This window comes from Pseudomonas sp. PvP009 (genome assembly GCF_017832995.1).
Classification (GTDB): domain Bacteria; phylum Pseudomonadota; class Gammaproteobacteria; order Pseudomonadales; family Pseudomonadaceae; genus Aquipseudomonas; species Aquipseudomonas syringae.
Genome location: NZ_JAFIBG010000001.1, coordinates 117,613 through 143,778 on the forward strand (window position 1 = coordinate 117,613; position 26,166 = coordinate 143,778).

Genomic DNA, 26,166 nt, shown 5'->3' on the forward strand with positions numbered 1-26,166 from the left:
GGCTAATGCGGAGGTGATTTGCCCGCCAGATTCCGGACAAAGAAAAGCCCGCGATGGGGGAGCGGGCTTAAGGATTCACACTTGGGAGCAGCTCTACAATGACGTGGCCGCTGTGAAAACTTTGTGAAGAGTTTTCACTGTTTTACTTTTTTTCAGGCTGAATGGTATTTGTCACTTCGGACGTCGGCACGAAGGTCTTCGACTCTTCGGCAGCCGCTTCCTTGGACTCGGCTTTATCCTTGGCCGCTTCGGTGTTCTCTTTGGCCGCTTCGTTCACTTTGTCCTGAGCAGACTCCATCTTCTCCTGGGATTTCTCCTGATGCGCCTGAGCGTCCTGTGCCTTCTGTTCGGATTTGCTGTCGCAGGCAGCCAGACCCAGAGTGGCGGCGAGGATGAGGGCGGAGGCGGTTAACTTGAGCACGGAATTTTCCTTGTGGAAGCAAATGTATGGCTTCGAGGGTGGACGGCGGGAGTTAGTTCAATGGGATGGAGGTGGCAGAGCTCTGGATGGCTGGTCTTGAGGCGGTCGAAGCATCGGGCTTCCGCGCTGCATAACGCATGTGTGAGCATGCCTCCTCCACGCGAAGGCCTCTCGCAGTCGATAACCGATTCTTGAGTTCAATTATGGAGACCGTACGGATGACCGATCAACAAGTCGCCTCGATAAGCGCGCAGACTGACGTGGACACGTACACCCGCGACAGCGAACATATTCGCGACTTGATTCTTCGCAAACAGGCCCGGAGCGCAGACATCGAAGCCATCCGGCTTGCGCTGATCGAAGGCGAGTCCAGCGGGGAACCTCGTCCATTCAGCGCCGATGAGTTCAAGCAGAGAATGTTGAAAGCGAATGGCTGACTATCTAGCTCATTTGCTATCACCAACCCTGATTAGGAATGTATCTCTACCGCTTAGCTGAATCAGAGGCGCAAATGTGCGCAATGAGAAACCCGACGCCAAGCCGGGCTCTACGCTATGGCTTATAGAGCCAGTCGCGAGACTCGGCATTAGCCCTAAGGATCTTTGCTTTTTTCTCGATCTCTTTCTTTTCGTAATCACTGAAATCGATCAGGACGTGCTCGGGAAACTCTTCTGGGTCGGCCACGGTTGGCAGTCCAAGTGCTAGGCACTCTCCCGCGGTGATAGAAACAACGCAGGCAGAACGGCAGTCCTCCCTTGCGGTGAAGTGAGCGTACGAAGCGTCTGGCGTAATCAAGTCACCGTCATACGAAGAAAGCTTTTTGTCGTCCTTGGGGGTTGGGCGAAACACTTGAGAGGTGATTTTCCCGTCTTGAACAAAACTAGGGTGAACCTGGCGCAGCAACTGAGTTTGATCATCCATCACACTTCACCCTTTGCCGCCTTGGAAATGAAATCTATTAGCGAATCAACGTCAGCTTTGGCTTCGAGATTCAGCTCCATAAAGGTGTCTGCTCCATCCTGGATGTTAAGCCCATGTAGCTCAGCTGTTTTTTCTTTTGGAAAGATTTCAAGGCTGACGTCTTGGTTGCCTGTCCTCCACTCCAGCTGGAAGCCACCTTCGGCAGTAGGGTAGATAAATGGTGTTGGCAGCGTAGCTGGGTACTGGTCCCTAAAGAATGACTCTATCCAATCAAACTCTTGAGGGCTGGGAACCACGCCGCGACCGTCAAGCCATCCGACTCTCAAAAGTCTGAGCTCATCCAGTCGTGCTAGCGGGTCATTAGATTCAATAATGACTGCGTCCTCAATAAGGTCCAGAGAGTGGAGCTTTTCCATCCGGTCGAATCTGCCAACACCCGACACTGAGATTTTAAGGCCTTCACGAAATCCTCGCGTAGCCTCAAGGATGGTGTCGAGATGTATTGCATCCATTTTTGCAGTAATTTTTTTGCTATCGGGTAACAGCAGCTCAAAGCTCATTTTCGCTTGATCAATCTCAGGTACTAACCCTCGGACAGTGACTTCATCCGTAAGAACCTGATTCTGTGATGCTAGCAGAAGCCTACGCCGGGTTACCTTTGAAAGCCTGGCAGGCCGATCAGTACCTGGTCTAAATTCCAATACCTCCCCATCACGCAAACCTCTGCCGAATCTGTCGAAATAGCCAAGCAGCGTAGCGGGTATGTGCTCTGTAATCGAAAAACCCTGTTCGGCAGCGTCGATTGCATTGCCGATCGACTGCGCCGCTTGAAAGAAATAGCCCTCATTAGCAGCAGCGAATAGCCCGGCGGTGGGGTCATTGTATTCAATCACGATGCTGGGGACAGCGCTTCCCTCGCCGACAGAAGACAGGTTTATGGATAAGTGATCCGTAAACCCTTTAGGCGCTCGGACTCTGCCGTGTTGCTGTACGAACTTCCACTTGGCTACGGCCACCACGAATTCTTCGAGGGCTGCCAAATCCTTGAGCAGCTCCAATGGAATCGTATGGTCATCAAACCGTGCGCCGACAAGCCGCGGTGCGACAAATGGCCTTTTCATGCGACGTCCTTTTCTTAAGTCATGACTGTTTTATAGTGGCGCAGGTTGAAAATCCCGCCGCGCCCTACGACACAGCCTCCATTTCGGTGGCAGCTGGTTACTCTGTCATGTGCTAAGAAATTCGAGCAAGCGAAAATATGGTGCCAACGATTTCATGCGCGCGATTAGCAGTGATGAAGTCAAACCGGGTTGCCACGAAGCGGTAGATGCGTCTTGTGTCATGAGCTGGCATCCTCCCGTCCAAGGTATAAGCTTCACTTCGTTTTTGTGGTATCTGACCTTGGTGAGGTGAGCGCTTTGCTGGCTTGTTTTGACTAGATTTCCAGACCGAGCTGGGTCCGCCCTCGATCTTTGTGGCCTGCCGGGGAGCATCCGCAAACCCCAGACAACAAAAAGCCCGCACGAGGCGGGCTTTTTGTGTGCTTTCAGGTGTGCTTGGCATCACCTGAAAACGGAAGGTGGTGCCCAGAGACGGAATCGAACCGCCGACACGGGGATTTTCAATCCCCTGCTCTACCGACTGAGCTATCTGGGCAACGGGGCGCATTAGACGTGTTTTTCAGGAGGTCGTCAAGCGTGTTTTTTAAAAAATTTGAATTATTACCGACGCTTACGACCTTCACTGCGTGAAACGCTTTATTTTTCGGGGGGAACGTAGCCTTCGGCCTGGGCGTATTCTTCGCCCGAGAGAAACTTGTCCATCTCGGTCTGGAGGAATTTGCGGTCTTCGGCGTTCATCATGTTCAGGCGACGCTCGTTGATCAGCAGGGTCTGGTGTTTCTGCCAGTCGGCCCAGGCTTTCTGCGAGACGTGGTTGAAGATGTCTTCGCCCTTGGCTCCCGGATACGGGGCGCGTTCCAGGCCGGGCAGTTCTTCTTTGTATTTGCGGCACATTACGGTGCGGGTCATGACGACTCTCCTGCGTTCAATACGTCGGCTGCGCGTTTGAGCAGCTTTTTCACCGGGGCAGCAAGGCCCAGGCGTGGCGGGGTGGCGAGGTTATACCAGAGCCAGTCGGCCTCGGCCACGTGATCGGCGGACTCGCGGACCTTGACCAGCCAGGGTTCGATGCTCAACTGGAAGTGGCTGAAGGTGTGGATAAGTCCCGGCAGTTCATGGTGCTCGCCCAGTTGCAGCGCGTGTTGCGTGGCCAGGTGCTGAAGGTCATCGAAGTCATCCAGTTCCGGCAGGCTCCACAGGCCGCCCCACAAGCCGCTGGAAGGGCGGCGATAAAGCAGGATCGCGCCGTCTTCGTTGGCGAGCATCGGCATGAGCGTGCGTTTCTGCGGCACGGTCTTGCGCGGCTTGGGGATCGGGTAGCGCGTTTCCAGGCCCAGCATGTGCGCCTCACAACTGCGCTCCAGCGGGCAGAGCAGGCAGCTGGGTTTGCTGCGGGTGCAGAGTGTGGCCCCCAGGTCCATCATCGCCTGGGTGTAGTTGTTGACCCGGCTGTGCGGCGTGAAGCGTTCAGCGGTGGCCCACAGCTGTTTGGCCACCTTCGGTTCGCCAGGGTAGCCCTCTTGCGCGGTGAAGCGCGCCAGCACCCGTTTGACGTTGCCATCGAGGATCGGCGCACGAATGCCCATGCTCAGGCTGGCAATCGCGCCTGCGGTGGACAGGCCGATGCCGGGCAGCAGGATGAGTTTTTCGACATCGCGGGGAAACTCGCCGCCATGATCGGCGACGACGATTTTTGCCGTCTTCTGCAGGTTGCGAGCGCGAGTGTAGTAACCCAGCCCGGTCCACAGGTGCAGCACTTCGTCCTCGGGCGCGTCGGCCAGCGCCTGCACGCTCGGCAGGGCCTCCATGAAACGGTCGAAGTAGCTCAGAACGGTGCTGACCTGGGTCTGCTGCAGCATGATTTCCGATACCCAGACCCGGTACGGCGTGATGTCTTGTTGCCAGGGCAGGTCATGTCGGCCATGACGGTCGTACCAGTCCAGCACGGCGCTGGAGAATTGTTCGGGTTGCATGGCCTGGAGGGCTCTCGTCGAGATGTGAGTCGGGATATGAAATGGAGCGCCGCGAGGGCGCTCCTGAGCAGTTCACGTTGCCCTAGCGTTTGAACAGTCCCTTGAGGGCGTCCTTGAGCTCGGGGCTGACCTTGTCACCGAGTTTGTCGTTCAGCTTGTCCTCAAGCTTCTCGCTGATCCGGTCGCCCGCCAGTTTCGCAGCGATCTGACCGACGCCTTCCTTGTCCAGACGGCAGGCCTTGGCGCCCAGTTCCAGCGGGCCACGGCACTGCACCGGCCACTCGATGCCGACAAAGCGCGGGTTGATCTCGCAGGCTGGGTCGGGCATGTCGCTCTTGTCGCCTTCGACGATGATGCCGACGCGGTAGTTCATGCCCAGGACGCGCAGGTCGACATCGCCGTTACCGTTGACGGCCATGCCCGGCGTACGGACCTTGAGGTCCGGGTTGCTGGCGACGCCATTGCGTATCACCAGATTGCCGTTGAGCTGCTGGAAAGGAGTGTCCTTGGCGCGCGGTTCGCCGCTGAGCGTCTTGCGGTTGAGGATCGAAATCCCCTTGCACAGCTGCTGCTCCAGGTTGGCATTGACCAGTACGCCGTTATTGAGCGCAAAGCTGGCGGTGCCGTTCAGGCTGTCGATCAGGGCTTTTTCGCTGTTGCCTGTGCCGGTCAGGTTGCTGTCGAGGTTCAGCATGCCGCGCACCGGAGGTGTCTGGCCCTGGCTTTCCAGAATGCGTTCGACCGGTACCTTGGCAATGCGCGTCTGCACCGTGGCCACAGGCGTGTCCGGACGCGCGTCCAGATTGCCCTTGACCTCGAAATTGCCGTTGTACAGATCGCCACTCAGCGTATCGACCTTGATAAGGCCACCGTTGGCCTGGGTCTTGAGCGCTGCGTTGTCGATAGGCAGTTTGTTCAGGGTCAGTTTGCCGAAGCTCAGGTCAGCCTCGACATCCAGCGTGCGCAAGCGCTCCAGCGGCAGCAGTTTTGCAGTGCTCCAGGCGGCCTTGGTCGGTTGTTCGGGCAGCGGCGAGTCGCCCGCAGCGGCGGCGGCTTCACCGGACTGCACCTCGGATTTGCGCGCGGCCTTGGCACCTTTGCTTTCTTCGCTTTCAGCCGGACGGTAGCGGTCGGCGTCGAAGGTATCGCCCTTGAGCTGGACACGCAGCGCCTGCTTGGCGAAGTCGTCCACCGCGATGCGACCCGTGAAGGTGCTGTCGTCGACTTTCAGGTTGAGGTTTTCCAGCGCAAGGCTGGTAGGCGTGCCTGCCAGACGCGTGACCATTTCAACCTTGCTCAGCGCGCCCTCGGACATGGCTGGCAACGGCTGGCCGATGTTCTCGAAGAACGCGCGCAGATCAAGCTGGGCAATGGACAGGCCGCCGCTGATCTGAGGCGTTTTGTCCAGATCGCGGGCACGCAGTTCGCCGAGTGCACGCAACTGGTTGGCCGAGACTTTGAGGCTGTTCCATTCAGCGATGTTGGCGGCCAGGTCGACGAGCAACTGGCCCTGCGCCGAGAAGGTCACGGTCTTGCCTTGCAGCGGCTCGCCGGCGACTTCACCGGACAGGCGCATGTCTTCGAATTGATAACGCTTGAGCACACGGTCCATGCGCAATGCGCCGACCAGCTCGGTCTTGGCGCGCACGACGGGCTGGTTGGTGCTCAGGAACGCCGTCAGTTTGATCGGGATATCGGACGCCTCACGAATCGGCCCGGTACTCAGTTGAATGCTCTCGGCCATGAAGGTCCGGCCTTTTCGGGCATCGCTGTAATCCACGCGGGCGTTGTTGACGGTCAGGCTGTCGATATCCAGACGGATCGGCTGGGAAGGGCGATCCGCTTTGGGCGCGTCCGGAGCCGGGGCTGGCGTTGTCTCGCCAGGTGCTTCAGTGCTTGCCACGGCAGGCTTGCCGATGTCTTCCCAGTTGCCATGACCGTTTTCATCGCGGTGCAGGGTCAGGTTCAGGCCTTCGACGCGAATGTCGCTCATCTGTACCTGGCGACGAAGCAGAGGCAGGACACGTACGGACAGGCCGAGCATCTGCACATCGGCGAACGGCTGATCGGGAGCGGTCAGGGTGGCGACATGGGCGTCGTGCAATTCCAGGCCGAGCCAGGGAAACAGGCTCCAGCCGATATCGCCATTGAGCGTCAGCTCGACGTTGGCCTTGTCGCGTGCCAGCTGGCGAATCTCGTCTTTGTAGTCGTTGGGATCAAACAGGTGGGTCAGGGCAAAGCCGAGAGCCACGATGATCAGCAACAACCCGAGAATAAACAGCCCCAGGATTTTGCCGAACGCTTTCATGGGCGAGTCCTTGTGTCGATGTTCAAAAATAGCCCACGAGTATACCGCTCTGACGAGCCGACCGGGCTGCGGATACCGTTATTGCTGTCTGGTCTCCGGTTCGGGACGCTGGCACCGTGCGCCACTACGTTTGGGAGCCGATGAAAAGTGCGAGTGGTCTTGTTGCGATATATCTTCCGAATCTTCGCAAGCCGGCCGTACAGCACGCAGGTGCCGGTCCAACTAAGCTCAAGACAGGTTTTCGTGAGTGCTTAATTGGTTGTATCTATGACTCGATAGAGCACGTGGATTAACTTGCGAAAATAGACAATAAAAAGCATATGACGAGATGCTTATTTGCCATCAGAGAGTGATAGTCTCCGTTTTTGCTGGGTCGGGTGCGTCTTTTTGTCACGTATCTGAATAACCTGCCGATAAAACAGACATGGCCGCTCGGCACTGAGTCTGTGGCGGACCAGCGGACCATCTGCGAGCTTCACACATTGGGGTAATTATAATGAGCACAAGCACAGCCTTGGGCGGCGATGCCGTTCAGCCTGCGTTCTTGTCCAAAGAGCGCATTATCGCCAAGCCAGGTTTCAACCGTTGGCTTGTTCCACCTGCAGCATTGGCCATCCATCTTTGTATCGGTATGGCTTACGGCTTCTCGGTATTCTGGTTGCCGCTGTCGAAGGCTATCGGTGTTACGGCACCTGTCGCTTGCACACCGGACATGGGTTTTTTCGCGCAGATGTTCGCGTCGACCTGTGACTGGCAGATCTCCATGCTGGGCTGGATCTACACACTGTTTTTCATCTTCCTGGGTTGCTCGGCTGCCATTTGGGGTGGCTGGCTGGAGCACGCAGGTCCACGCAAGGCGGGTGTGGTTTCGGCCCTCTGCTGGTGTGGTGGCTTGCTGATTTCCGCACTGGGCATTTATACGCACCAGATCTGGCTGATGTGGCTGGGCTCGGGCGTAATCGGCGGTATTGGTCTGGGGTTGGGCTATATCTCCCCGGTATCGACCCTGATCAAGTGGTTCCCGGACAAGCGCGGCATGGCGACCGGCATGGCGATCATGGGCTTTGGCGGCGGCGCGATGGTGGGTGCACCGCTGGCTACGGCTCTGATGGGGCACTTCGCTTCGGCTGAAAGCGTTGGCGTATGGCAGAGCTTCGTGGTGATGGCGGTGATCTACTTCATCTTCATGATCGGCGGTGCACTGGGCTACCGCGTTCCGCCAACCGGCTGGAAACCTGAAGGCTGGACCGCTCCGGCTGCCAAGGCCAAGAACTCGATGATCACCAACCGTCACGTGCACGTCAGCGTGGCCTGGAAAACACCGCAGTTCCGTCTGGTCTGGCTGGTGCTGTGCCTTAACGTATCGGCCGGTATCGGTATTCTGGGCATGGCTTCGCCGCTGCTGCAGGAAGTCTTCGCCGGTAAACTGCTGGGCCTCGACCTGACCTTCAGCCAGCTCAATGCCGACCAGCTGAAAGCCATTGCTGCGATTGCAGCCGGCTTCACCGGTCTGTTGAGTCTGTTCAACATCGGCGGTCGTTTCTTCTGGGCTTCGTGCTCGGACTTCATCGGTCGCAAGGCAACTTACTTCGTATTCTTCGCACTGGGCTTCCTGCTTTATGCGTCGGTTCCGACCCTGAGCCATATGGGTAGCATTGCGCTGTTCGTAGCCGCGTTCTGTATCGTGCTGTCGATGTACGGTGGCGGTTTTGCGACGGTTCCGGCTTATCTGGCTGACCTGTTCGGTACGCAGATGGTCGGCGCGATCCACGGTCGTCTGCTGACTGCCTGGGCTGCGGCCGGTGTGCTGGGTCCGGTATTGGTCAACTACCTGCGTGAGTATCAACTCGCCCACGGTGTTGCACGTGCCGACGCCTACGACATCACCCTGTACATCCTCTCGGGTCTGCTGGTGCTGGGCTTTATCTGCAACCTGCTGATTCGTCCGGTTGCCGACAAGTACTTCATGACCGACGCCGAACTGGCGGCTGAACAAGCCATCGGTCACGACAAGGGTGCCAACGCCACGACTTCGCTGGAGTGGAAAGCATCCGCAGGCAGCAAGCCATTGGTCATCGCCGCCTGGCTGGCCGTAGGCATCCCGCTGGCGTGGGGCGTCTGGATTACCCTGCAAAAAACCGCAGTGCTGTTCCACTAAAAGCCTGCCGGTAACAGAAAAGCGCTTGCACCTCGGTGCAGGCGCTTTTTTTTGCCTGGGTTTTTGGTGCGCTGCGCTTTTGATCATCGCGTCCGGATTTTATTCGTCGCGATAGCGATATTCAGTTGACCCTATGTATTCGATGCACTGCCCGTTCCGGTGCATACGCTGCTACATTAGTCAGCCCTGATTTTATTGCCCGAAGGAGTTGTTTGCATGCTAGCCCACGTGGAGTCATACGCCGGTGATCCGATCCTTTCGCTGATGGAGACCTTTGGCAAGGACTCGCGTGCGGACAAGGTCAATCTGAGCATCGGCCTGTATTACGACGCACAGGGCCGCATCCCGCAGTTGGCATGCGTAGCAACGGCGCAACAGCAACTGGCCGAGGGCGAACAGGCAGCGTCCGTGTACCTGCCGATGGAAGGCCTGGCAGCGTATCGGCAGGCGGTGCAAACCCTGTTGTTCGGTGCCGATCACCCGCTGGTTCAGGCAGGCCGCGTCGCCACCATTCAAACCGTGGGCGGCTCGGGCGCGCTGAAGATAGGTGCCGATTTCCTTAAGTATGCGTTTCCGGACTCACAGGTCTGGGTCAGTGATCCGACCTGGGAAAACCATAACGCGCTGTTCGGCGGGGCGGGCTTCAAGGTCAACGCGTACCCGTACTTCGATGCCCAGACCGGCGGCGTCAGGTTCGAGGCCATGCTCGACACGGTGCAGGGGCTGCCTGCGCAGAGCATTCTCCTGCTGCACCCGTGCTGCCATAACCCGACCGGTGCCGATCTGACGGTGGCGCAATGGGACCGCCTGATCGACGTGATCAAGGATCGTCAGCTCATCGCCTTCCTGGATATCGCCTATCAGGGCTTCGGCAAAGGCATCGACGAAGACGTCTATGCCATCCGGGCGATGGCCAACGCAGGTATCACAACGCTGGTCAGCAACTCATTCTCGAAAATCTTCTCGCTGTATGGCGAGCGGGTAGGTGGGCTGTCGGTGGTCTGTGAAGACGCGGCGTCCGCGGCCAACGTGTTCGGCCAGCTCAAGGCGACCGTGCGCCGCAACTACTCCAGCCCGCCTGCGCATGGTGCCTTCCTGGTCTCGAAAGTGCTCAACACGCCGCACTTGCGCGAGCAGTGGCTGGGTGAAGTCGAGGCCATGCGCCTGCGTATCATCGACATGCGCACGCGGCTGGTCGAGGTGCTGGCGCAGAAGGTCTCCGGCCACGATTTCAGCTTTATCCTCAGGCAGAACGGGATGTTCAGCTACACCGGTCTGACCCCGCAGCAGGTCGACGAACTGAAAGATGTTCACGGCATTTACATGCTGCGCAGTGGCCGAGTGTGTATGGCAGGTTTGAATGAAGGGAATATCGACAAGGTATGTGACGCAATCGCGAGCCTCTTCGCCCGTTAAATACCCTGCTGGTCGTCTGTTTGCTTCATGGCGGGCGCTTCTGGGCCTATAATGCTCGCCTTTTTTTCGCCCAATGATTTTGCGGAGCTGGTGATGGCCGAACGTAAGGCGTACGTCGAGCGCAATACTCTGGAAACCCAGATCAAAGCCTCGATCAACCTGGATGGTACCGGAAAGGCCCGATTCGATATCGGCGTGCCTTTCCTTGAGCACATGCTCGACCAGATCGCCCGGCACGGGCTGATCGATCTGGACATCGAATGCAAGGGCGACCTGGCAATCGACGATCACCACACGGTGGAAGACGTCGGTATCACCGTGGGCCAGGCGTTCAGCCAGGCGATCGGCGACAAGAAGGGCATTCGACGTTACGGCCACGCCTACGTGCCGCTCGACGAAGCGCTGTCGCGCGTGGTCATCGACTTCTCCGGACGTCCGGGCCTGCAGATGCATGTGCCGTATACCCGCGCCACTGTAGGCGGCTTCGATGTGGACCTGTTTCAGGAGTTCTTCCAGGGCTTCGTCAACCACGCGAACGTGACGCTGCACATCGACAACCTGCGTGGCACCAACACTCACCACCAGATCGAGACCGTTTTCAAGGCTTTCGGTCGTGCGCTGCGCATGGCGGTCGAGCTGGATGAGCGTATGGCCGGGCAGATGCCATCCACCAAGGGTGTGCTCTGATGCAGACAGTTGCGGTCATCGATTACGGCATGGGCAACCTGCACTCTGTCGCCAAGGCGCTGGAGCATGTGGGCGCAGGCCGTGTGCTGATTACCAGTGACGCCAAGGTGATTCGCGAAGCCGACCGCATCGTCTTTCCGGGGGTGGGCGCGATTCGCGACTGCATGGCCGAGATTCGCCGTCTGGGCTTTGATTCGCTGGTTCAGGAAGTGAGCCAGGATCGCCCTTTTCTGGGAATCTGCGTCGGCATGCAGGCGTTGCTCGACAGCAGCGAAGAGAACGGCGGCGTGGACTGCATCGGCATGTTTCCCGGCCAGGTAAAGTTCTTCGGCAAGGACCTGCATGAGGAAGGCGAGCACCTGAAAGTGCCGCACATGGGCTGGAACCAGGTCGCTCAGGCGGTGGATCACCCGCTGTGGCATGACATTCCGGACCAGGCGCGTTTCTACTTCGTGCACAGTTTCTATATCGATGCTGCCAATCAGCGTCAGGTGGTCGGGCGTGGCCATTACGGCCTCGATTTCGCCGCCGCGCTGGCCGACGGTTCGCGTTTTGCCGTGCAATTTCACCCTGAAAAGAGCCACACCCACGGCCTGCAGTTGCTGCAGAACTTCGCCGCCTGGGATGGTCGCTGGTAAGCACATGAGCAAAGCCAAGGGCAAGCCGCCGATCCTGACCCTCTCGCCCGAGCACGAGCAACAGGCGATCGACAAGCTCAAGCGCCTGTTCGCAGAGCGTTTCGAGCTGGATCTGGGCTCGTTCGAAGTGGCTGAAGTCCTCGAGCTGTTCACGCGCGAGATTGCCCCGCATTACTACAATCGCGCCATTTTCGATGTTCAGCAGCAGCTCAAGGAGCGCTTCGAGAGTATCGAAAGTGACTTGTGGGCACTCGAAAAGAATTAGATAAAGCAGCTTCAAGCGTTGAGCTTCAAGCCGCAAGAATCAGTGAGTACGCATACTTGCAGCTAACCGCTTGCAGCTTGCCGCTCTTTCAGACCAAGGAATAAGCATGCTGATTATCCCCGCTATCGATCTCAAGGACGGTGCTTGCGTCCGTCTGCGTCAGGGCCGGATGGAAGATTCCACGGTGTTCTCCGATGATCCGGTGGCCATGGCCGCCAAGTGGGTCGAGGGTGGCTGCCGTCGTCTGCATCTGGTCGATCTGAACGGTGCGTTCGAAGGTCAGCCGGTCAACGGTGATGTGGTCACGGCCATCGCCCGACGCTACCCGAACCTGCCGATCCAGATCGGCGGCGGCATCCGTTCGCTGGAAACCATCGAGCATTACGTCAAGGCGGGCGTGAGCTACGTCATCATCGGCACCAAGGCCGTCAAGGAGCCCGAGTTCGTGGCCGAAGCCTGCCGTGCGTTCCCCGGCAAGGTGATTGTCGGTCTGGATGCCAAAGACGGTTTCGTCGCCACCGACGGCTGGGCTGAAGTCAGCTCGGTGCAGGTCATCGATCTGGCCAAGCGTTTCGAGGCCGATGGCGTGTCGGCCATTGTCTACACCGACATCGCCAAAGACGGCATGATGCAGGGCTGCAACATCCCGTTCACCGCGGCATTGGCGGCTGCCACGCGGATCCCGGTGATCGCTTCGGGTGGCATCCATAACCTGGGCGACATCCAGGCGCTGCTGAATGCGAAGGCTCCGGGCATCATCGGCGCAATCACCGGCCGTGCGATTTACGAAGGCACACTGGATGTGGCCGAAGCTCAGGCGCTTTGCGACCGCGAACAACGCTGAACAGCTGGAGATTGACCCTGTGGCCCTAGCCAAACGCATTATCCCTTGCCTGGACGTCGACAACGGTCGAGTGGTAAAGGGCGTCAAGTTCGAGAACATCCGCGACGCAGGCGATCCGGTGGAAATCGCTCGTCGTTACGATGAGCAGGGTGCCGACGAAATCACCTTCCTCGACATCACCGCCAGCGTCGATGGCCGTGACACCACGCTGCATACCGTCGAGCGCATGGCCAGTCAGGTGTTCATCCCGCTGACCGTTGGCGGCGGCGTGCGTACCGTGCAGGACATCCGCAACCTGCTCAATGCCGGTGCCGACAAGGTCTCGATCAACACGGCCGCGGTGTTCAACCCCGAGTTCGTCGGTGAGGCCGCCGCGCGTTTCGGGTCGCAGTGCATCGTGGTCGCTATCGATGCCAAGAAGGTCTCCGGTCCGGGCGAAACCCCGCGCTGGGAAATCTTCACCCACGGCGGGCGCAAACCCACCGGGCTGGACGCGGTGCTCTGGGCGAAAAAGATGGAAGACTTGGGCGCTGGCGAGATCCTGCTGACCAGCATGGACCAGGACGGCATGAAGAACGGCTTCGACCTGGGCGTCACGCGCGCCATCAGCGATGCGCTGGGTATTCCGGTGATTGCTTCGGGTGGTGTCGGCAACCTCGAGCACCTGGCTGCCGGCGTCATCGAGGGCCACGCCAGCGCAGTGTTGGCGGCGAGTATTTTCCACTTTGGCGAATACACGGTCCCCGAGGCCAAGGCTTACATGGCCAGCCGTGGGATTGTCGTGCGCTAAGTCACTGCGCATAAAGGCGGGCGCCGCTTGTTTCAGGCCAAGGGTTTGAAACAGCCGGCGCTCGCTTTGTTTCAGCCCTTTGGCATTTGACTATTGCCTCTAAGCGACATCGCCGGACAGCGTGCTAGACAGTGCGCCGGGTTCACGGCACTCTGCATGCGTCGTTCACGATCGAGTGCCGGAACATGTTCAAACGCCTATTGCTTGCACTGATCGGGGTCGGTGTCTTGTCGAGTGAGGGTGTCCGGGCCAGCGAGTCGACGCCTTATTCCATGGTGTTGCTGACCGAGAACTTCCCGCCGTTCAACATGGCGGTCGACGGCAAGAATTTCGCCCAGGAAAACAACATCGACGGTAGCGCCGCCGAGGTGGTGCGCGAGATGTTCAAGCGCGCGAATATCGGCTACAGCATGACGCTGCGCTTTCCGTGGGACCGGGTCTACAAACTGGCCCTGGAAAAGCCCGGTTACGGCGTGTTTTCCACGACCCGCCTGCCCGAACGTGAAAACCTCTTCAAATGGGTCGGCCCGGTAGGTTCCTACGACTGGATCATGTTGGCGCGCGGCGACAGCCCGATCACCTTGACGTCGCTGGGACAGGCCAGGGATTACCGGATCGGCGCCTACAAGGGCGATGCCATTGGCGAGCGTCTGAAAGCCATGGGCTTGAACCCGATTCTGATGTTGCGTGACCGCGATAACGTGAAAAAACTCGCCAACGGCCAGATCGACCTGTGGGCAGTAGGCGATCCAGTGGGCCGCTATCTGGCGAAACTGGAAGGCGTGACGGGCCTCAAGACGGCGCTGCGGTTCAACAGCGCCGAACTTTACCTGGCAGTCAACAAGAGCACGCCTGACGAGGTCGTCAGACGCTTGCAAAAGGCCCTCGATCAGATGCGCGCCGAAGGCTGGGTCGATGCCGCCAAGGCGCGCTATCAGTAGCCCCTCAACCTGCTGTGGGCGACGGGATGATGTCTTCGCGCAAGGCGGATGGCTGGCCGTTGATGTCGTGGGCGTAGGTGCAGATCTTCAACGGCAACGACTTCGCGCGTAATAACAGATTGCGAAACTGCGGCTTGAAACCGTCAGAGGCTGAGCAGTCGGTGGTGTCCGGCTTGCCCATTTTGACCGTGTAGTAGTCGATCAGCCGGTGCTCGTGCGACCAGATGACCGATGTCGTACCAAAGCGGTTTTTGCCTATCTGCACGTGCGGCTCCGGAGTAGGGCCTGCCGCTTGGAGCTCTATCGCAAGCGTCAGTGCGTTGCGCATCAGACCGATGCTGGGGCGTTGCTCGGCCGAAGACACACCGACCATGCACAGCCAGTTGATGCCGATCTGTTTGTCCACAGAGTCATCGATGGCCGCGTCCTGCGAGCTCATGGTATGGCTGTAACCCGCCGGGTCTTCGCACTGCATGGCCGAAGCGACCTTCTTGTAGCGATACAAGGGCGTGTCGACCATGAAGCGCAAGTCCCAGGATGGATAGACATTCCTGCCCTCGGCATCCAGTTGTACTCTGGCATGCTGTGCAGGCTGCCGGCCCAGTGTTTCGAAATCGACCGAGAAGACTGGAAACAGATCGCACGTCGCCGGGTCCGTACTCAGCGTGCCGCTGACAAAACACTTCTTCAACAGCGTGACCGGGTTGCCATAGTTGCTGTCGGCGACCATGGGCGGAAAGCCGGGTATTTCATCACTAAGGTCTTCGGTCGGGTTATCCGACGAAGCCTGGTTGGTAAGGTTCATGACCGCATAGAGCTCGCCGTTGTCACGGGTCAGCAGCGGACTGCCGGACGCGCCCGTACCGACATCCCGGCACTGATTGCGTACGGTGTGACGCCAGACCCAAGGCTGCTCCATGATCACCTCCGACGTCTGGTGAACACAGGCCGCCATGCGCAGGTGCCCGGTATCCTTGTCGAGCGGTGCGCCCACCCACAAAATGTCGCGACCCTGTTCGGGCATCTCCCTGGCGAGCCTGATCGGCTGAATACCGTCGTTGACGAGCGTTTCAAGCGTGGGCTGCAACTCGACGACCGCCAGGTCGACACCCTGCATGCTGCTCCAGCTGACGCGCTTCAATGGATAGCTGCGGGCCTTGCTGTCAGTGAAGAAATTGAACTGCACGCTGCCTTCGACTTCGCCATCGGCGATGATCACGCCATTCTGACGATTGATACAGTGGCCGCTGGTGAGTACGTAGGCGGGCGCGTCAGACGGGCTGTCGACGCTTCGGCTATCGATCAGCGTCGCCGTACAGTTTGACCCTGACCTGCTGTCGATACGGCCGATGCCGTTCCAGTGGTCGCGTGAGCCGTCAGCGTTGAGCAGGGCTGTCGAAGGTGCGAGAGCCATCAGCCCTTCGCCCAGGTCTTCAGGCGTGGCGTGGATGGAAAAAGGCAGCAGTGCGACAATGCAGCACGCACCCGTCATCATGTTCGGTTTCATCATCAATCCCTGATAAATGTGTCTGGCCCCCGTCATTGGGGGCACCTTCCTTTAAGCCGGAATTGACACGTCTATCAAGGCAGAAACGGTGGTGGACACGGAAAGTAGATTTGTCGGACTTAGCGTATGGAAAGTGCTGACGCGCAAGAGGCGCGATCAGCGATAAATCCCATTCTTGCCATGCGCCGCACTCGCCTGATTGCCGCGTTCGCTGATCATGCTGCGCAGGTCGATCCATTCGACGCCTTGCGCTTTGAGGTTGGGCAGTTCGCGTTCCAGGACGTCCAGCGTGACAGGGTAGGGGTGGCCGATAACCACGGCGGAACCATATTTGCGGGCGATTTTTATCGCGGTCTGCAATTGGCGGGTGATGGCTTCTGCGGTGCGTTCGTCGTCCAGGAACACGTCGCGCGAGACGCTGGCCAGCCCGATACGCTGCGCCTCGGCGGCTGCCACGGTTTTCGCACTGGTGCGGCTGTCGACGAAAAACAGGTGACGGCGCTGTAGCTCGGCCATCAGCCAGGTCATGGCGACCGGCTCGGCGGTCATCCGGCTGCCCATGTGGTTGTTGATACCGGCTGCATACGGCACTTTCAGCAGGGCAGCATTGAGACGGCTTTCCAGCTCGGGCAGTGGCAGTTCGGGGTGCCAGGCGTAAGGACCGGTCGCTGGGTCCATGGGCATGTGCAGCATGACCGTTTTGCCTGCGCGATGAGCTTGGCGGGCAAACTCGGTGGCATGCGGGGTGTCGGGCATGATCGCCAGGGTGACCGGGCCGGGAAGCGCCAGTGTGCGGCTGTCGCGATCCTGGTTCTGGCCCAGGTCGTCGATGATCAGGCTCAGGTAAGCCTTGGGCGGTTTGCCGCTGTTCTCGGCTGGCGCTGCATGAGCAACGCCAGTGATCGAGAGGGTCAGCAGTAGCAGAGCCAGAAAGCGCATCCGTCAGTTGCCGCGGGTGATGCTCAGCCCTTTGAGCAGGCTGAGTGCCTGGCTGAGCTGGAAGTCGTCATCCTGCGGACGCGCCTTGGCGGCTGCGCCACTCTTGACGGTCGGTTTGTCTGCGCCGCCGTTGCCATTGCCCAAGTGACCCATCAGGTCGGCTTCCTTGTAGTTCTCGCCGTCCGCTTCGTTGGTGACCTTGGCCCGGCGTACCACGATGTCCGGGTTGATGCCTTGGGCCTGGATCGAGCGGCCGTTCGGCGTGTAATACAACGCGGTGGTGATCTTCAGGGCGCGATCGTTGTTCAGCGGCAGGACGGTCTGCACCGAGCCTTTGCCGAAGGTGTCAGTGCCCATCAGGATGCCGCGCTTCTGGTCTTGCAGGGCGCCGGCAACGATTTCCGATGCCGAGGCGCTGCCGCCGTTGATCAGCACTACCAGTGGCACGCCTTCGCTAGCGTCCGCCGGGTCTGCCGAGAAACGCAGTTCGGAGTTGGCGATGCGGCCTTTGGTGTAGACGATCAGACCCTTGGTGAGGAAGTGATCCGCCACCTGCACCGCCGATTGCAGCACGCCGCCCGGGTTGTTGCGCAGGTCGAGAATCAGGCCACTCATCTTCTTGCCGTTGTCCTTGCGGAATTTGGCCAGCGCCTTGCCGACTTCGTCACCGGTCTTGACCTGGAACTGGGTGATGCGGATATAGCCGTAGCCATTTTCCAGCATCTGCGCCTTGACGCTCTTGACCTGAATGGTTGCCCGCGCCAGGGTCACGTCAAACGGCGTGCCGCCATCGCGAACCAGCGTCAGGGTGATCTTTTCGCCGATCTTGCCGCGCATCTTGTCGACCGCTTCCTGCATGTTCTGGCCCTGGGTCGGCGTGCCGTTGATCTTTACGATCAGGTCGCCTGCCTCGATGCCAGCCTTGGACGCCGGTGTGTCGTCGATGGGCGAAACCACCTTGACTAAACCGTCCTCGACGCCGACTTCGATGCCCAGCCCACCGAACTCGCCGCTGGTGCTTTCCTGCAGCTCCTGGAAATCTTCCGGGCCGAGGTAGGCAGAGTGCGGATCAAGGTTGCTGAGCATGCCTTTGATGGCGTTCTCCAGCAGGGTCTTGTCGTCGACCGGCTCCACATAGGCCGCCTTGACCCGGTCCATGACCTCAGCAAAGGTGCGCAACTCGTCGAGCGGCAGCGGTGGCTTTGCGGTGGCATTGGTTTTGGCGGGCGAGACTGCTGCAGGCGTGGCTGGCGCGGTCTTTTCGGCAGCTTGCGCCAGAGGCGCGCCGATAACGATGGCAATTGCCAGGGCCAGCGAGGTGAGGCGGGACAAATGCAGCATGTCTAACGAACTCCTACAAATATTGACGCCGACTTATCCTTGAGTGCGGCACCATTGGGCCGGATCGCTGGGGCGACCCTGCTGACGAATAGCAAAGTACAACGCTGCCGTGTCCTGACCGCCACTATTGCCGACCGTGGAAATCGCTTCACCGGCTTTTACAATGTCACCTGCCGACTTGAGCAGGCTCTGGTTATGCCCGTAAAGGGTCAGATAACCGTTGCCATGGTCGAGAATGACCAGAAGCCCGGCACCGCGCAACCAGTCGGCGAACACCACTCGTCCGCCATGCACGGCACGTACCTGGCTTCCGGCTGCGGCGCTGATCATGACGCCGTCCCATTTGGTACGTTCGTCATCACCGCGGGCTTCACCGAAACGCGCAAGCAGTCGACCATCGATAGGCCATGGAAGTTTTCCCTTGGCCTGTGCAAAAGGTCCGCCGTAGGAAACTCCGGCACTGGAAACGACTGCGCCGGGGGCTTTGACCGGGCGACGCGGTGCCGGTTCATCATCGCTTTTGCTACTGCTGTTGCTGCTGTTATTGCGGGCGACGGCTTCAGCTTCGCGCTGACGCTTCTCTTCCGCCTCGCGGGCGGCAACCAGCGCCTTCTGGCGAGCTTCTTCGGCTTCCCGTGCCTGGCGGGCCAGGGTTTCTTCGATGGTCTTGAGGACTTTGGCCAGATCGGCCTGATCCTGCTGACGGGCCTGCATTTTCTGATCGCGGGCCTTGTAGTCCTGATTCAGCTTGGCCAGCGCCTGCTGACGTTCCTGGCGAACCTTGGCCAGCTCTTCGCTCTGGCTGTCCAGACTGCTTTTCTGCACCAGCAGTTGGGCCTGTTGCAGGTCGATGTCTTTTTCGACATTGGCCAGCTGGCGCAGGGTTTCATTGAAGTTGCGTAGCTGTTCCAGGCGCGCCTGGCTCAGGTAATCGTAATACGTGAGGGTTCGGGCGAACTTCTCGGGGTGTTGCTGGTTGAGCAGCAGCTTGAGGTACTCCTGGCGGCCACTCTGGTAAGCGGCGCGGGCCTGGATGGCGATCAGGCGTTGCTGTTCAACGCGGGCGCTGTTCAGTTTCTTTTTTTCACTGTCGAGCTTTTGCAGCTCGGTTTCGGTCTTTTTTAGTTCCTTTTGCAGGACCTCGACCTGCTTTTCCAACTTGCCCATTTCGGTTTCAGTGGTGCGCAGGTCCTTCTGGACGCCTGCACGTTCTTCCTGAAGCTTGCCCAGGACTTTTTGCAGCTCCGCCACATCCTGACGCGCAGCATCTATCTGTTTTTGGGTTTGCACACGCTCGTCTTCGGCAAACGCCGGATTGAGCAGGCAGATCAGAGCAAGGGCAATCAAGGCGCGAAGCATGTGGGTGGGCGATACCGAGGAATTGTGAGAAAAAATGTCAGGCCTAGTATGCCCGCCATGCGCTGCAAAAAAAACGCCTCGCAGCCACTGCTTTGAGGCCTGAAACATAAAAAACCGGCCTTGCCTGATGGCTAAAGGCCGGTTTTTACCGGGTTACTCGGTCACGAGGATCGAGTGGCCGGTCATTTCCTGCGGTTTCTCCATGCCCAGCAGATGCAGCATGGTCGGCGCGACATCGGCCAGAACGCCGCCTTGGCGAACTTTCAGCTGACGTTTGCCAACATAAACGAACGGCACCGGCTCGGAGGTGTGCGCAGTATGCGCCTGTCCGGTGGCGTCGTCGGTCATCTGTTCGACGTTGCCGTGATCCGCGGTAATCAGCGCCTCACCACCAACTTTCTCCAGCGCCTCGGTGATGCGCCCGACACACACGTCCAGGCATTCCACAGCCTTGATCGCGGCTTCCATGATGCCGCTGTGGCCAACCATGTCACCGTTGGCGTAGTTGACGACGATCACGTCATAACGCTGATGTTCGATGGCATCGACAATCTTGTCGGTCACTTCCGGTGCGCTCATTTCCGGCTGCAGGTCGTAGGTGGCGACTTTCGGCGACGGGATCAGAATGCGCTCTTCACCCGGGAACGGTTCTTCACGCCCGCCGGAGAAAAAGAACGTGACGTGGGCGTATTTCTCGGTTTCGGCGATGCGCAGCTGGGTTTTGCCGTTGTCCGCCAGATACTCGCCCAGCACGTTTTTCAGGCTGCCCGCAGCAAAAGCGGACGGCGCAGGAATGCTGGCCGCGTACTGGGTCAGCATCACGTAGTTGACCTTCGGCTGACGGGCGCGCTCGAAGTCCTTGAAATCGTCTTCGACGAACACACGGGTCAGTTCACGGGCGCGGTCGGCGCGGAAGTTCATGAACACCACCGCGTCGCCATCTTCCACGCGGGCGGCTTCGCCGATGCGGGTGGCTTTGACGAACTCGTCGTTCTCGTCGCGTGCGTAGGCGGCTTCGAGCCCGGCAACGGCGCTGTCTGCGTGGAAATCGGCGGTGCTGTCGACGATCAGGTTATAGGCAGACGAAACCCGGTCCCAGCGGTTGTCACGGTCCATGGCGAAGTAACGGCCGACGATCGTGGCGGTGCGGCCTTTGCCCAGGCGGGCGAAGGTTGCGTCCATCAGCTCAAGGGATTTCTTCGCGCTGCGCGGTGGCGTGTCGCGGCCGTCGAGAAAGGCGTGCAGGTAGATTTTTTCTGCTCCGCGTTTGACCGCCAGTTCCGCCATCGCCACCAGATGGTCCTGGTGGCTGTGCACGCCGCCATCGGAGAGCAGGCCCATGATGTGCACGGCCTTGCCGGCGCTGACAGCTTTATCCACAGCGGCGCAGATGGTCGGGTTCTCGAAGAACTCGCCATCGCGAATCGCTTTGGTCACCCGAGTAAAGTCCTGATACACCACGCGCCCGGCACCCAGGTTCATGTGCCCGACCTCGGAGTTGCCCATCTGCCCGTCCGGCAGACCAACATCCATGCCCGACCCGGAAATCAGGCCATTGGGCATGGTTTGGTAGAGGCGATCCATGACGGGCATCTTCGCGGCCAGAATGGCATTGCCCTTGTGGCTTTCGCTGTGTCCGAAGCCATCCAGGATGATAAGAACCAGAGGTTTTGGCGTGGCAGTCATAGAACCCACTCGATGCTGATTGGATAAAGAGATGAACAAAGTACAAGGGAACGGCATTTTAAGGACAAGTTCAAACGGCGTCACCGCCGTACGGACTTTGGCCGACCTTGGCTGCTGTGTATACTGGCCGACATTTTAACGCCCTGGAACCTACTGATGGTTGCTCACCTGCTTGAATTCGCCACTAACCACTATTTGATCACCGGTGCCTTCGTCATTTTGCTGGGACTGCTGATTGCTTACGAAATGAGCAAGGGCGGCGCCAGCCTGAGCACTCGCGAGCTGACCGCGCTGGTCAACAGCGATCAGGGTGTGGTCATCGACGTGCGCTCGAAAAAGGATTACACCGCAGGGCACATCGTCGGCTCTCTGAATTTCCCGCAGGACAAGGTACTGACCCGTACCGCCGAACTGGAGAAATACAAGGACAAGACGTTGATCATAGTCGATGCAATGGGGCAGCATGCTGGCACCACCGCCCGCGAGCTGCTCAAGTCCGGCTTCAAGGCGGCCAAGCTGTCCGGCGGCATTTCCAGCTGGCGCGGCGATAACCTTCCTCTGGTGAAGTGAACATGGCTCAAGTCATAGTCTATTCCAGCGACTACTGCCCGTATTGCATACGTGCCAAACAGCTTCTGCAGAGCAAGAGCGTGGCCTTCGAGGAAATCCGGGTCGACGGCAAGCCGCAGCTGCGTGCCGAAATGACCAAGAAGGCCGGTCGTACTTCCGTACCGCAAATCTGGATCGGCTCGACCCACGTGGGCGGCTGCGATGACCTGTTTGCTCTGGAGCGTGCCGGCAAGCTCGATGCGCTGCTGGCCTGATACCCCTTAATCTTTCAGCCTAATCTGACAAGGATCCGAGATGACCGATCAACCGAACAACGACGCCGTTGCCAACGAAGAAAACGGCCCACAATTCTCCCTGCAGCGTATCTACGTTCGCGACCTGTCGTTCGAAGCGCCAAAAAGCCCGGCGATCTTCCGCCAGGAGTGGACGCCGACCGTCAGCCTGGACCTCAATACCCGTCAGAAGCAGCTGGAAGGCGATTTCTACGAAGTCGTACTGACCCTGTCCGTGACCGTCAACAATGGCGACGAAGTTGCCTTCATCGTTGAAGTGCAACAAGCCGGTATCTTCCTGATCAAGGGCCTGGACGACGGCGCAATGAGCCACACCCTCGGTGCGTTCTGCCCGAACATCCTGTTCCCTTACGCTCGTGAAGCCATCGACAACCTGGTCGTACGTGGCTCGTTCCCTGCGCTGATGCTGGCTCCGGTGAACTTCGACGCCCTGTACGCGCAAGAACTGCAGCGCATGCAGGAAGCTGGCGAAACGCCGACTGTTCAGTAAGCGTTACCGCTGCAAACAAAAAGCGCCTTTCGGGGCGCTTTTTTGTGCATGGCCGCTCGGTCTAGGCAAAACCGTGCTGACGCCATGCTTCATAGACAGCCACGGCCACCGTGTTGGACAGGTTCAAGCTGCGGCAGCCCTCACGCATGGGCAGCCGCAGGCGATGCTCGCTGCTCAGCGAGTCGAGAATATCGGCGGGCAGGCCACGGCTCTCCGGACCGAACAGAAAGGCATCGCCTGGCTCAAAGCGCGCATCATGAAAAGGCCGAGAGCCTTTGGTGGTGAAGGCAAACAACCTCGGGTTGCCTATCTTCTCCAGACAGCTTGCCAGGTCAGCATGTGTCTGCAGCGTGGCATACTCGTGATAATCGAGCCCGGCACGGCGCAAGCGCTTGTCGTCCAGCTCGAAACCCAAGGGTTCGATCAAATGCAGGGTGCAGCCACTGTTGGCGCATAGCCTGATGACATTGCCGGTATTCGGCGGAATTTCTGGTTGAAAAAGGATGACGTGAAACATGCACGGCTCCGAACGAAAGGACGGGATGCATTCTACCCTTGAAGAGGACCCGAGGCCGAAGCTATGGCCGCGTGTTCTTGGTTCCATGGCGATTGTCGGGTTTACCGTGGGCACCATTATCGGCCGCCTGCAGCAGCCTGATCCGGTCGAGCTGGAGCAGATCGAAGAATTGCCTGCCGGTCTGGCGCTCTGGTTCAACGAAGAACCGAAGTATCGCGGCGCGACAGTCGATGGTGCAGTGGTAGTCAACGTCGATGCGTCAGGACAGCCGTGGACGGGCCAACTGAGGTTCGACAATCGGGTTGCGCGCTGGAAGGTGGAACGAGGAGAGAAGGGGTTGGTGCTGACGCTCCTGGCAGCCCGTCCGCTTCACGGCGACTGGCGCACTGAGAAGGTGGACGGGCGCTGGAGACTGGAGGTCAGTCTCCGGGAGGAATAAAAGAGGGGAATCCCCGGCCTGCCTGTACCAAGGTCCCCAAAACTGGTGATGTAATACCTGTTGCAGGGGGCGTGCCAGTTTTCAAATCGTTTCAGAAAAAACGTATTCGCGTGAGAAGCGGATCCTCACTGCGTGAGGCCATGCTTTATTCCTGAAACTCATAACTCTTTGAATTATAAATATTTATACATGTTGCTCGTGTGCCGGAAGTGATTTGGCTATAGAGCGGAGTTGTAGTGCCGCGTCGTTCATCCTTGATAACGCAGTACACGTTCCAGCCTTCCGGTTTTCCAGAAGCGCACTCAATTTGCGCACCACTAGCGTGCAGAAACCCATACTGATGCACTCGTCCATCCGAACTCGATGATGGATCGGTGCCCCTCACGTGCACAAATGAGCCGTTTGCGCATTGGCCAATCGGCTGGCTGCCATGGTGCCCGACACCAGAATTGCCTTTTTGTTCACATGGACTACAGTGAAGGACGGCTCTGAAGGCCGAAAATCGCTTGAAAATGGCCCAAAAAAGCAAAGTGAAAAAAATTTTTTGTGCTTGAACAAGGCGCGCCGTCAAAGTGATGACAACTGTCACATTAACTGACTAATCTCCCCGAAGTTCCCGTAATACAAGGCTTTCGCCAGTTTTGCATCAGCACTCTGCTGGCGGAGATCGAGACCGGTGAAGGGGCATTTTTCCGGTCGGGGGCACGAAAACGATAGATCTGACGAACGGTACCAAAATAAGTTTTGGGAAATGGGTAGTCAGGTCGATACACTCCGTGACGTCTTTGCTGACACGAGTTGTGACAAATGACTGGATGTTCTCAAGATTCCAGCAACGGTTTCTTCAGCGCATAAAAGCATTGCACCGACGTGTTGGCATCGACCAAAGCGGTCTAGTCAAAAGTCAGGGCGAACAGAATCCATTGATCTCGGATCGGGACTGTCGCCTATCGCTAATCCGTGGGTCAGGGCCAAGCCCGGCACCATGGATATAAAAAATTAGATTCACGAGGAGCGTAGTAATGAAGAAGTCCACCCTGGCTTTGGCCGTCACCGTTGGTGTATTGGCTCAGCAGGCCAGCGCAGCTGGTTTCCTGGAAGACAGTAAAGCGTCCGTCAGTTCTCGTACCCTGTATTTTGACAACGATTTCCGCGAAGGCACTACTCACAACAACCGTGAGACGGCCACTGGCCTGAAATTCGACTACCTGTCGGGCTTCACTCAGGGTACTGTCGGTTTTGGTCTGGACGTCCAGGGATTGGTCGGTGTTCACCTTGATGGCGGCCGTGGCAACCACGGTCCTGCAGCGAACGGCGGCATTCTGCCTACCGACAGCGACGGTTCTGCTGTCAGCGAGTGGAGCCGTCTGGGCGCCAACGGCAAGGTACGCTTCTCGAAAACCGAGCTGAAAGTCGGTAACGCATTGGCACCTAACCTGCCAATTCTGGTCAGCAACGACGGTCGTCTTCTGCCTCAGGCTTTCCAGGGCGGCATCCTGACTTCCAAGGATCTGGACAACGTCACCTTCACTGCCGGTCAGCTGAACAAATCCATCGGCCGTGCTTCGAGCAACTGGACTGACCTGTCCATTGCCGGCGCTTCCGAGACTGCCGATCAGTTCCGCTTCGCCGGTGCTGACTGGAAAGTCACCAAAGACCTGACCCTGCAGTACTACTACGCAAATCTGGAAGACTTCTACAAGCAACACTTCCTCGGTTTGGTGCACGTTTACCAAATCGACGCCAACCAGTCCTTCAAGACTGACCTGCGTTATTTCAACAGCAGCTCTGACGGCAAGAACAGCGACGCAGCAACCGGCTACCGTTTCAACAACAACAACGGTTATGCCAAGAACGCTGGCGAAGTGGATAACTCCACCTGGTCCGCCATGTTCACCTACGCCCTGGGCGGCCATGCGTTCATGGTTGGCCATCAGCAGATTGGCGATGACGGCGGCATGGTTTTCCTGAACCAGGGCAACGTCACCAAGAACGGCACCAGCACTTCGAGTCTTGAAGGCAACGGCGGTTCGAGCTTCTACCTGTTCACTGACTCGATGATCAACGGCTTCAACCGCGCGGGTGAAAACACCACGTTCGGTCAGTACTCGTATGACTTCGCCAAGGTGGGTGTTCCAGGCCTGAAAGCAGCCATCGCTTACCTGCACGCAGACGACATTCGTGATCGCACTACCGGTAAAGAAGAATACTCCGAGTGGGAAACCGACATGCGTGTTGACTACGTGATCCAGAGCGGTCCGATGAAAGGTTTCGGCACCACCCTGCGTCACGGTACTTACCGTGCCGATGGCGACCTGAACAACTCGACCAACACCGACCAAACCCGTCTGATCTTCAACTACACCTACAACTTCATGTAAGTGCATTGAGGCTTAAAGGAACCCCGCCCCGTGCGGGGTTTCTTTTGCCTGTTTTTTGATATTCCTGACAGGTCTATTGGGCGCATTATTTATTCTTTTTAACTTCTCTCGACAGGGCGCACAGTAGTGCTATACCAAGGCCTACCCGATACAGACAAGGA

Annotated in this window: 26 protein-coding genes and 1 tRNA gene; 14 read left to right on the forward strand and 13 right to left on the reverse strand. The window is 58.5% G+C overall.

What is annotated here, in order from left to right:
- Positions 1-142: 142 nt before the first annotated feature.
- Positions 143-421 (reverse strand): lipoprotein, encoded by a 279-nt coding sequence (locus JOE29_RS00485; protein WP_003318312.1) that lies wholly within the window; start codon positions 419-421, stop codon positions 143-145.
- A gap of 218 nt (positions 422-639) precedes the next feature.
- On the opposite strand from JOE29_RS00485, the gene JOE29_RS00490 reads away from it, so the two are divergent.
- Entirely contained in the window at positions 640-858 is a 219-nt protein-coding gene (locus JOE29_RS00490; protein WP_226488952.1) for a type II toxin-antitoxin system ParD family antitoxin, read from the forward strand.
- Positions 859-973: 115 nt separating this feature from the next.
- Here the strand turns inward: JOE29_RS00490 and JOE29_RS00495 are convergent, their stop codons facing one another.
- The 6 genes from JOE29_RS00495 to JOE29_RS00520 all read right to left on the reverse strand — a co-directional run bounded on the left by JOE29_RS00495 (position 974) and on the right by JOE29_RS00520 (position 6,744).
- Positions 974-1,342, reverse strand: a complete 369-nt coding sequence (locus tag JOE29_RS00495) for a hypothetical protein (protein ID WP_210078704.1) — start codon at positions 1,340-1,342, stop codon at positions 974-976.
- Positions 1,342-2,463 carry a hypothetical protein gene (locus JOE29_RS00500; protein WP_058444513.1) on the reverse strand — a complete coding sequence of 374 codons (1,122 nt, stop codon included), beginning with the start codon at positions 2,461-2,463 and terminating at the stop codon, positions 1,342-1,344. The genes JOE29_RS00495 and JOE29_RS00500 overlap by 1 nt, the downstream gene beginning before the upstream one ends.
- 459 nt (positions 2,464-2,922) lie before the next feature.
- A tRNA-Phe gene (locus JOE29_RS00505) sits at positions 2,923-2,998 on the reverse strand.
- Positions 2,999-3,099: 101 nt separating this feature from the next.
- Positions 3,100-3,372 carry an oxidative damage protection protein gene (locus JOE29_RS00510; protein ID WP_002555777.1) on the reverse strand — a complete coding sequence of 91 codons (273 nt, stop codon included), beginning with the start codon at positions 3,370-3,372 and terminating at the stop codon, positions 3,100-3,102.
- Positions 3,369-4,436, reverse strand: a complete 1,068-nt coding sequence (gene mutY, locus JOE29_RS00515) for an A/G-specific adenine glycosylase (RefSeq protein WP_017278306.1) — start codon at positions 4,434-4,436, stop codon at positions 3,369-3,371. The genes JOE29_RS00510 and mutY overlap by 4 nt, the downstream gene beginning before the upstream one ends.
- A gap of 82 nt (positions 4,437-4,518) precedes the next feature.
- A complete protein-coding gene (locus JOE29_RS00520; protein ID WP_044312432.1) occupies positions 4,519-6,744 on the reverse strand; it encodes an AsmA family protein in 2,226 nt (741 codons plus the stop codon).
- 496 nt (positions 6,745-7,240) lie between these two features.
- Here JOE29_RS00520 and JOE29_RS00525 point away from each other — a divergent pair, with 496 nt between their 5' ends.
- From JOE29_RS00525 to JOE29_RS00560, 8 genes are all read left to right on the forward strand, one after another.
- Entirely contained in the window at positions 7,241-8,902 is a 1,662-nt protein-coding gene (locus tag JOE29_RS00525) for an OFA family MFS transporter (RefSeq protein ID WP_017278304.1), read from the forward strand.
- A 216-nt stretch (positions 8,903-9,118) separates the two neighbouring features.
- Positions 9,119-10,318: an amino acid aminotransferase gene (locus tag JOE29_RS00530; protein WP_004415446.1), complete on the forward strand. Its 1,200-nt coding sequence runs from the start codon at positions 9,119-9,121 to the stop codon at positions 10,316-10,318.
- Between the two features lie 93 nt (positions 10,319-10,411).
- Positions 10,412-11,005 (forward strand): imidazoleglycerol-phosphate dehydratase HisB, encoded by a 594-nt coding sequence (gene hisB / locus JOE29_RS00535; protein ID WP_002551454.1) that lies wholly within the window; start codon positions 10,412-10,414, stop codon positions 11,003-11,005.
- Positions 11,005-11,643, forward strand: a complete 639-nt coding sequence (hisH, locus tag JOE29_RS00540; RefSeq protein ID WP_003318304.1) for an imidazole glycerol phosphate synthase subunit HisH — start codon at positions 11,005-11,007, stop codon at positions 11,641-11,643. The genes hisB and hisH overlap by 1 nt, the downstream gene beginning before the upstream one ends.
- Positions 11,644-11,647: 4 nt before the next feature.
- Positions 11,648-11,908, forward strand: coding sequence for a DUF2164 domain-containing protein (locus JOE29_RS00545; protein ID WP_003342219.1), 261 nt, complete (start codon positions 11,648-11,650; stop codon positions 11,906-11,908).
- Between the two features lie 106 nt (positions 11,909-12,014).
- Positions 12,015-12,752 (forward strand): 1-(5-phosphoribosyl)-5-[(5-phosphoribosylamino)methylideneamino]imidazole-4-carboxamide isomerase, encoded by a 738-nt coding sequence (gene hisA, locus JOE29_RS00550; protein ID WP_003372206.1) that lies wholly within the window; start codon positions 12,015-12,017, stop codon positions 12,750-12,752.
- A 19-nt stretch (positions 12,753-12,771) separates the two neighbouring features.
- Entirely contained in the window at positions 12,772-13,542 is a 771-nt protein-coding gene (hisF, locus tag JOE29_RS00555; protein WP_002551458.1) for an imidazole glycerol phosphate synthase subunit HisF, read from the forward strand.
- 185 nt (positions 13,543-13,727) lie between these two features.
- On the forward strand, positions 13,728-14,483 hold the full coding sequence (locus tag JOE29_RS00560; RefSeq protein ID WP_058444517.1) for an ABC transporter substrate-binding protein: 756 nt from the start codon (positions 13,728-13,730) through the stop codon (positions 14,481-14,483).
- A gap of 4 nt (positions 14,484-14,487) precedes the next feature.
- On the opposite strand, the gene JOE29_RS00565 is transcribed toward JOE29_RS00560, so the two are convergent.
- From JOE29_RS00565 to gpmI, 5 genes are all read right to left on the reverse strand, one after another.
- The gene (locus JOE29_RS00565) at positions 14,488-15,990 is read right to left on the reverse strand and encodes a serine protease (protein WP_210079991.1); all 1,503 of its coding nucleotides are present in this window, start codon (positions 15,988-15,990) and stop codon (positions 14,488-14,490) included.
- A gap of 156 nt (positions 15,991-16,146) precedes the next feature.
- Entirely contained in the window at positions 16,147-16,929 is a 783-nt protein-coding gene (locus JOE29_RS00570; protein ID WP_004415454.1) for a divergent polysaccharide deacetylase family protein, read from the reverse strand.
- A 3-nt stretch (positions 16,930-16,932) separates the two neighbouring features.
- The gene (locus JOE29_RS00575) at positions 16,933-18,270 is read right to left on the reverse strand and encodes a S41 family peptidase (protein ID WP_003427326.1); all 1,338 of its coding nucleotides are present in this window, start codon (positions 18,268-18,270) and stop codon (positions 16,933-16,935) included.
- Positions 18,271-18,303: 33 nt separating this feature from the next.
- On the reverse strand, positions 18,304-19,629 hold the full coding sequence (locus tag JOE29_RS00580) for a murein hydrolase activator EnvC (RefSeq protein ID WP_003427330.1): 1,326 nt from the start codon (positions 19,627-19,629) through the stop codon (positions 18,304-18,306).
- A gap of 153 nt (positions 19,630-19,782) precedes the next feature.
- A complete protein-coding gene (gene gpmI, locus JOE29_RS00585) occupies positions 19,783-21,315 on the reverse strand; it encodes a 2,3-bisphosphoglycerate-independent phosphoglycerate mutase (RefSeq protein ID WP_003427331.1) in 1,533 nt (510 codons plus the stop codon).
- 156 nt (positions 21,316-21,471) lie between these two features.
- On the opposite strand from gpmI, the gene JOE29_RS00590 reads away from it, so the two are divergent.
- Genes JOE29_RS00590 through secB form a run of 3 tightly spaced genes read left to right on the forward strand, consistent with a single transcriptional unit; the run spans position 21,472 to position 22,668 of the window.
- The gene (locus JOE29_RS00590) at positions 21,472-21,885 is read left to right on the forward strand and encodes a rhodanese-like domain-containing protein (RefSeq protein ID WP_003318290.1); all 414 of its coding nucleotides are present in this window, start codon (positions 21,472-21,474) and stop codon (positions 21,883-21,885) included.
- Between the two features lie 2 nt (positions 21,886-21,887).
- On the forward strand, positions 21,888-22,139 hold the full coding sequence (grxC, locus tag JOE29_RS00595; RefSeq protein WP_002551467.1) for a glutaredoxin 3: 252 nt from the start codon (positions 21,888-21,890) through the stop codon (positions 22,137-22,139).
- Between the two features lie 40 nt (positions 22,140-22,179).
- A complete protein-coding gene (gene secB / locus JOE29_RS00600) occupies positions 22,180-22,668 on the forward strand; it encodes a protein-export chaperone SecB (RefSeq protein ID WP_003372189.1) in 489 nt (162 codons plus the stop codon).
- A gap of 61 nt (positions 22,669-22,729) precedes the next feature.
- On the opposite strand, the gene trmL is transcribed toward secB, so the two are convergent.
- Positions 22,730-23,185 carry a tRNA (uridine(34)/cytosine(34)/5-carboxymethylaminomethyluridine(34)-2'-O)-methyltransferase TrmL gene (gene trmL, locus JOE29_RS00605; protein ID WP_099314739.1) on the reverse strand — a complete coding sequence of 152 codons (456 nt, stop codon included), beginning with the start codon at positions 23,183-23,185 and terminating at the stop codon, positions 22,730-22,732.
- Here trmL and JOE29_RS00610 point away from each other — a divergent pair.
- Together JOE29_RS00610 and JOE29_RS00615 are read left to right on the forward strand one after the other, a co-directional pair.
- The gene (locus JOE29_RS00610; protein ID WP_003427333.1) at positions 23,184-23,624 is read left to right on the forward strand and encodes a hypothetical protein; all 441 of its coding nucleotides are present in this window, start codon (positions 23,184-23,186) and stop codon (positions 23,622-23,624) included. The two genes, trmL and JOE29_RS00610, sit on opposite strands and share 2 nt — an antisense overlap.
- 1,022 nt (positions 23,625-24,646) lie before the next feature.
- On the forward strand, positions 24,647-26,005 hold the full coding sequence (locus tag JOE29_RS00615) for an OprD family porin (protein ID WP_003342199.1): 1,359 nt from the start codon (positions 24,647-24,649) through the stop codon (positions 26,003-26,005).
- The last annotated feature ends 161 nt before the right edge of the window (positions 26,006-26,166 follow it).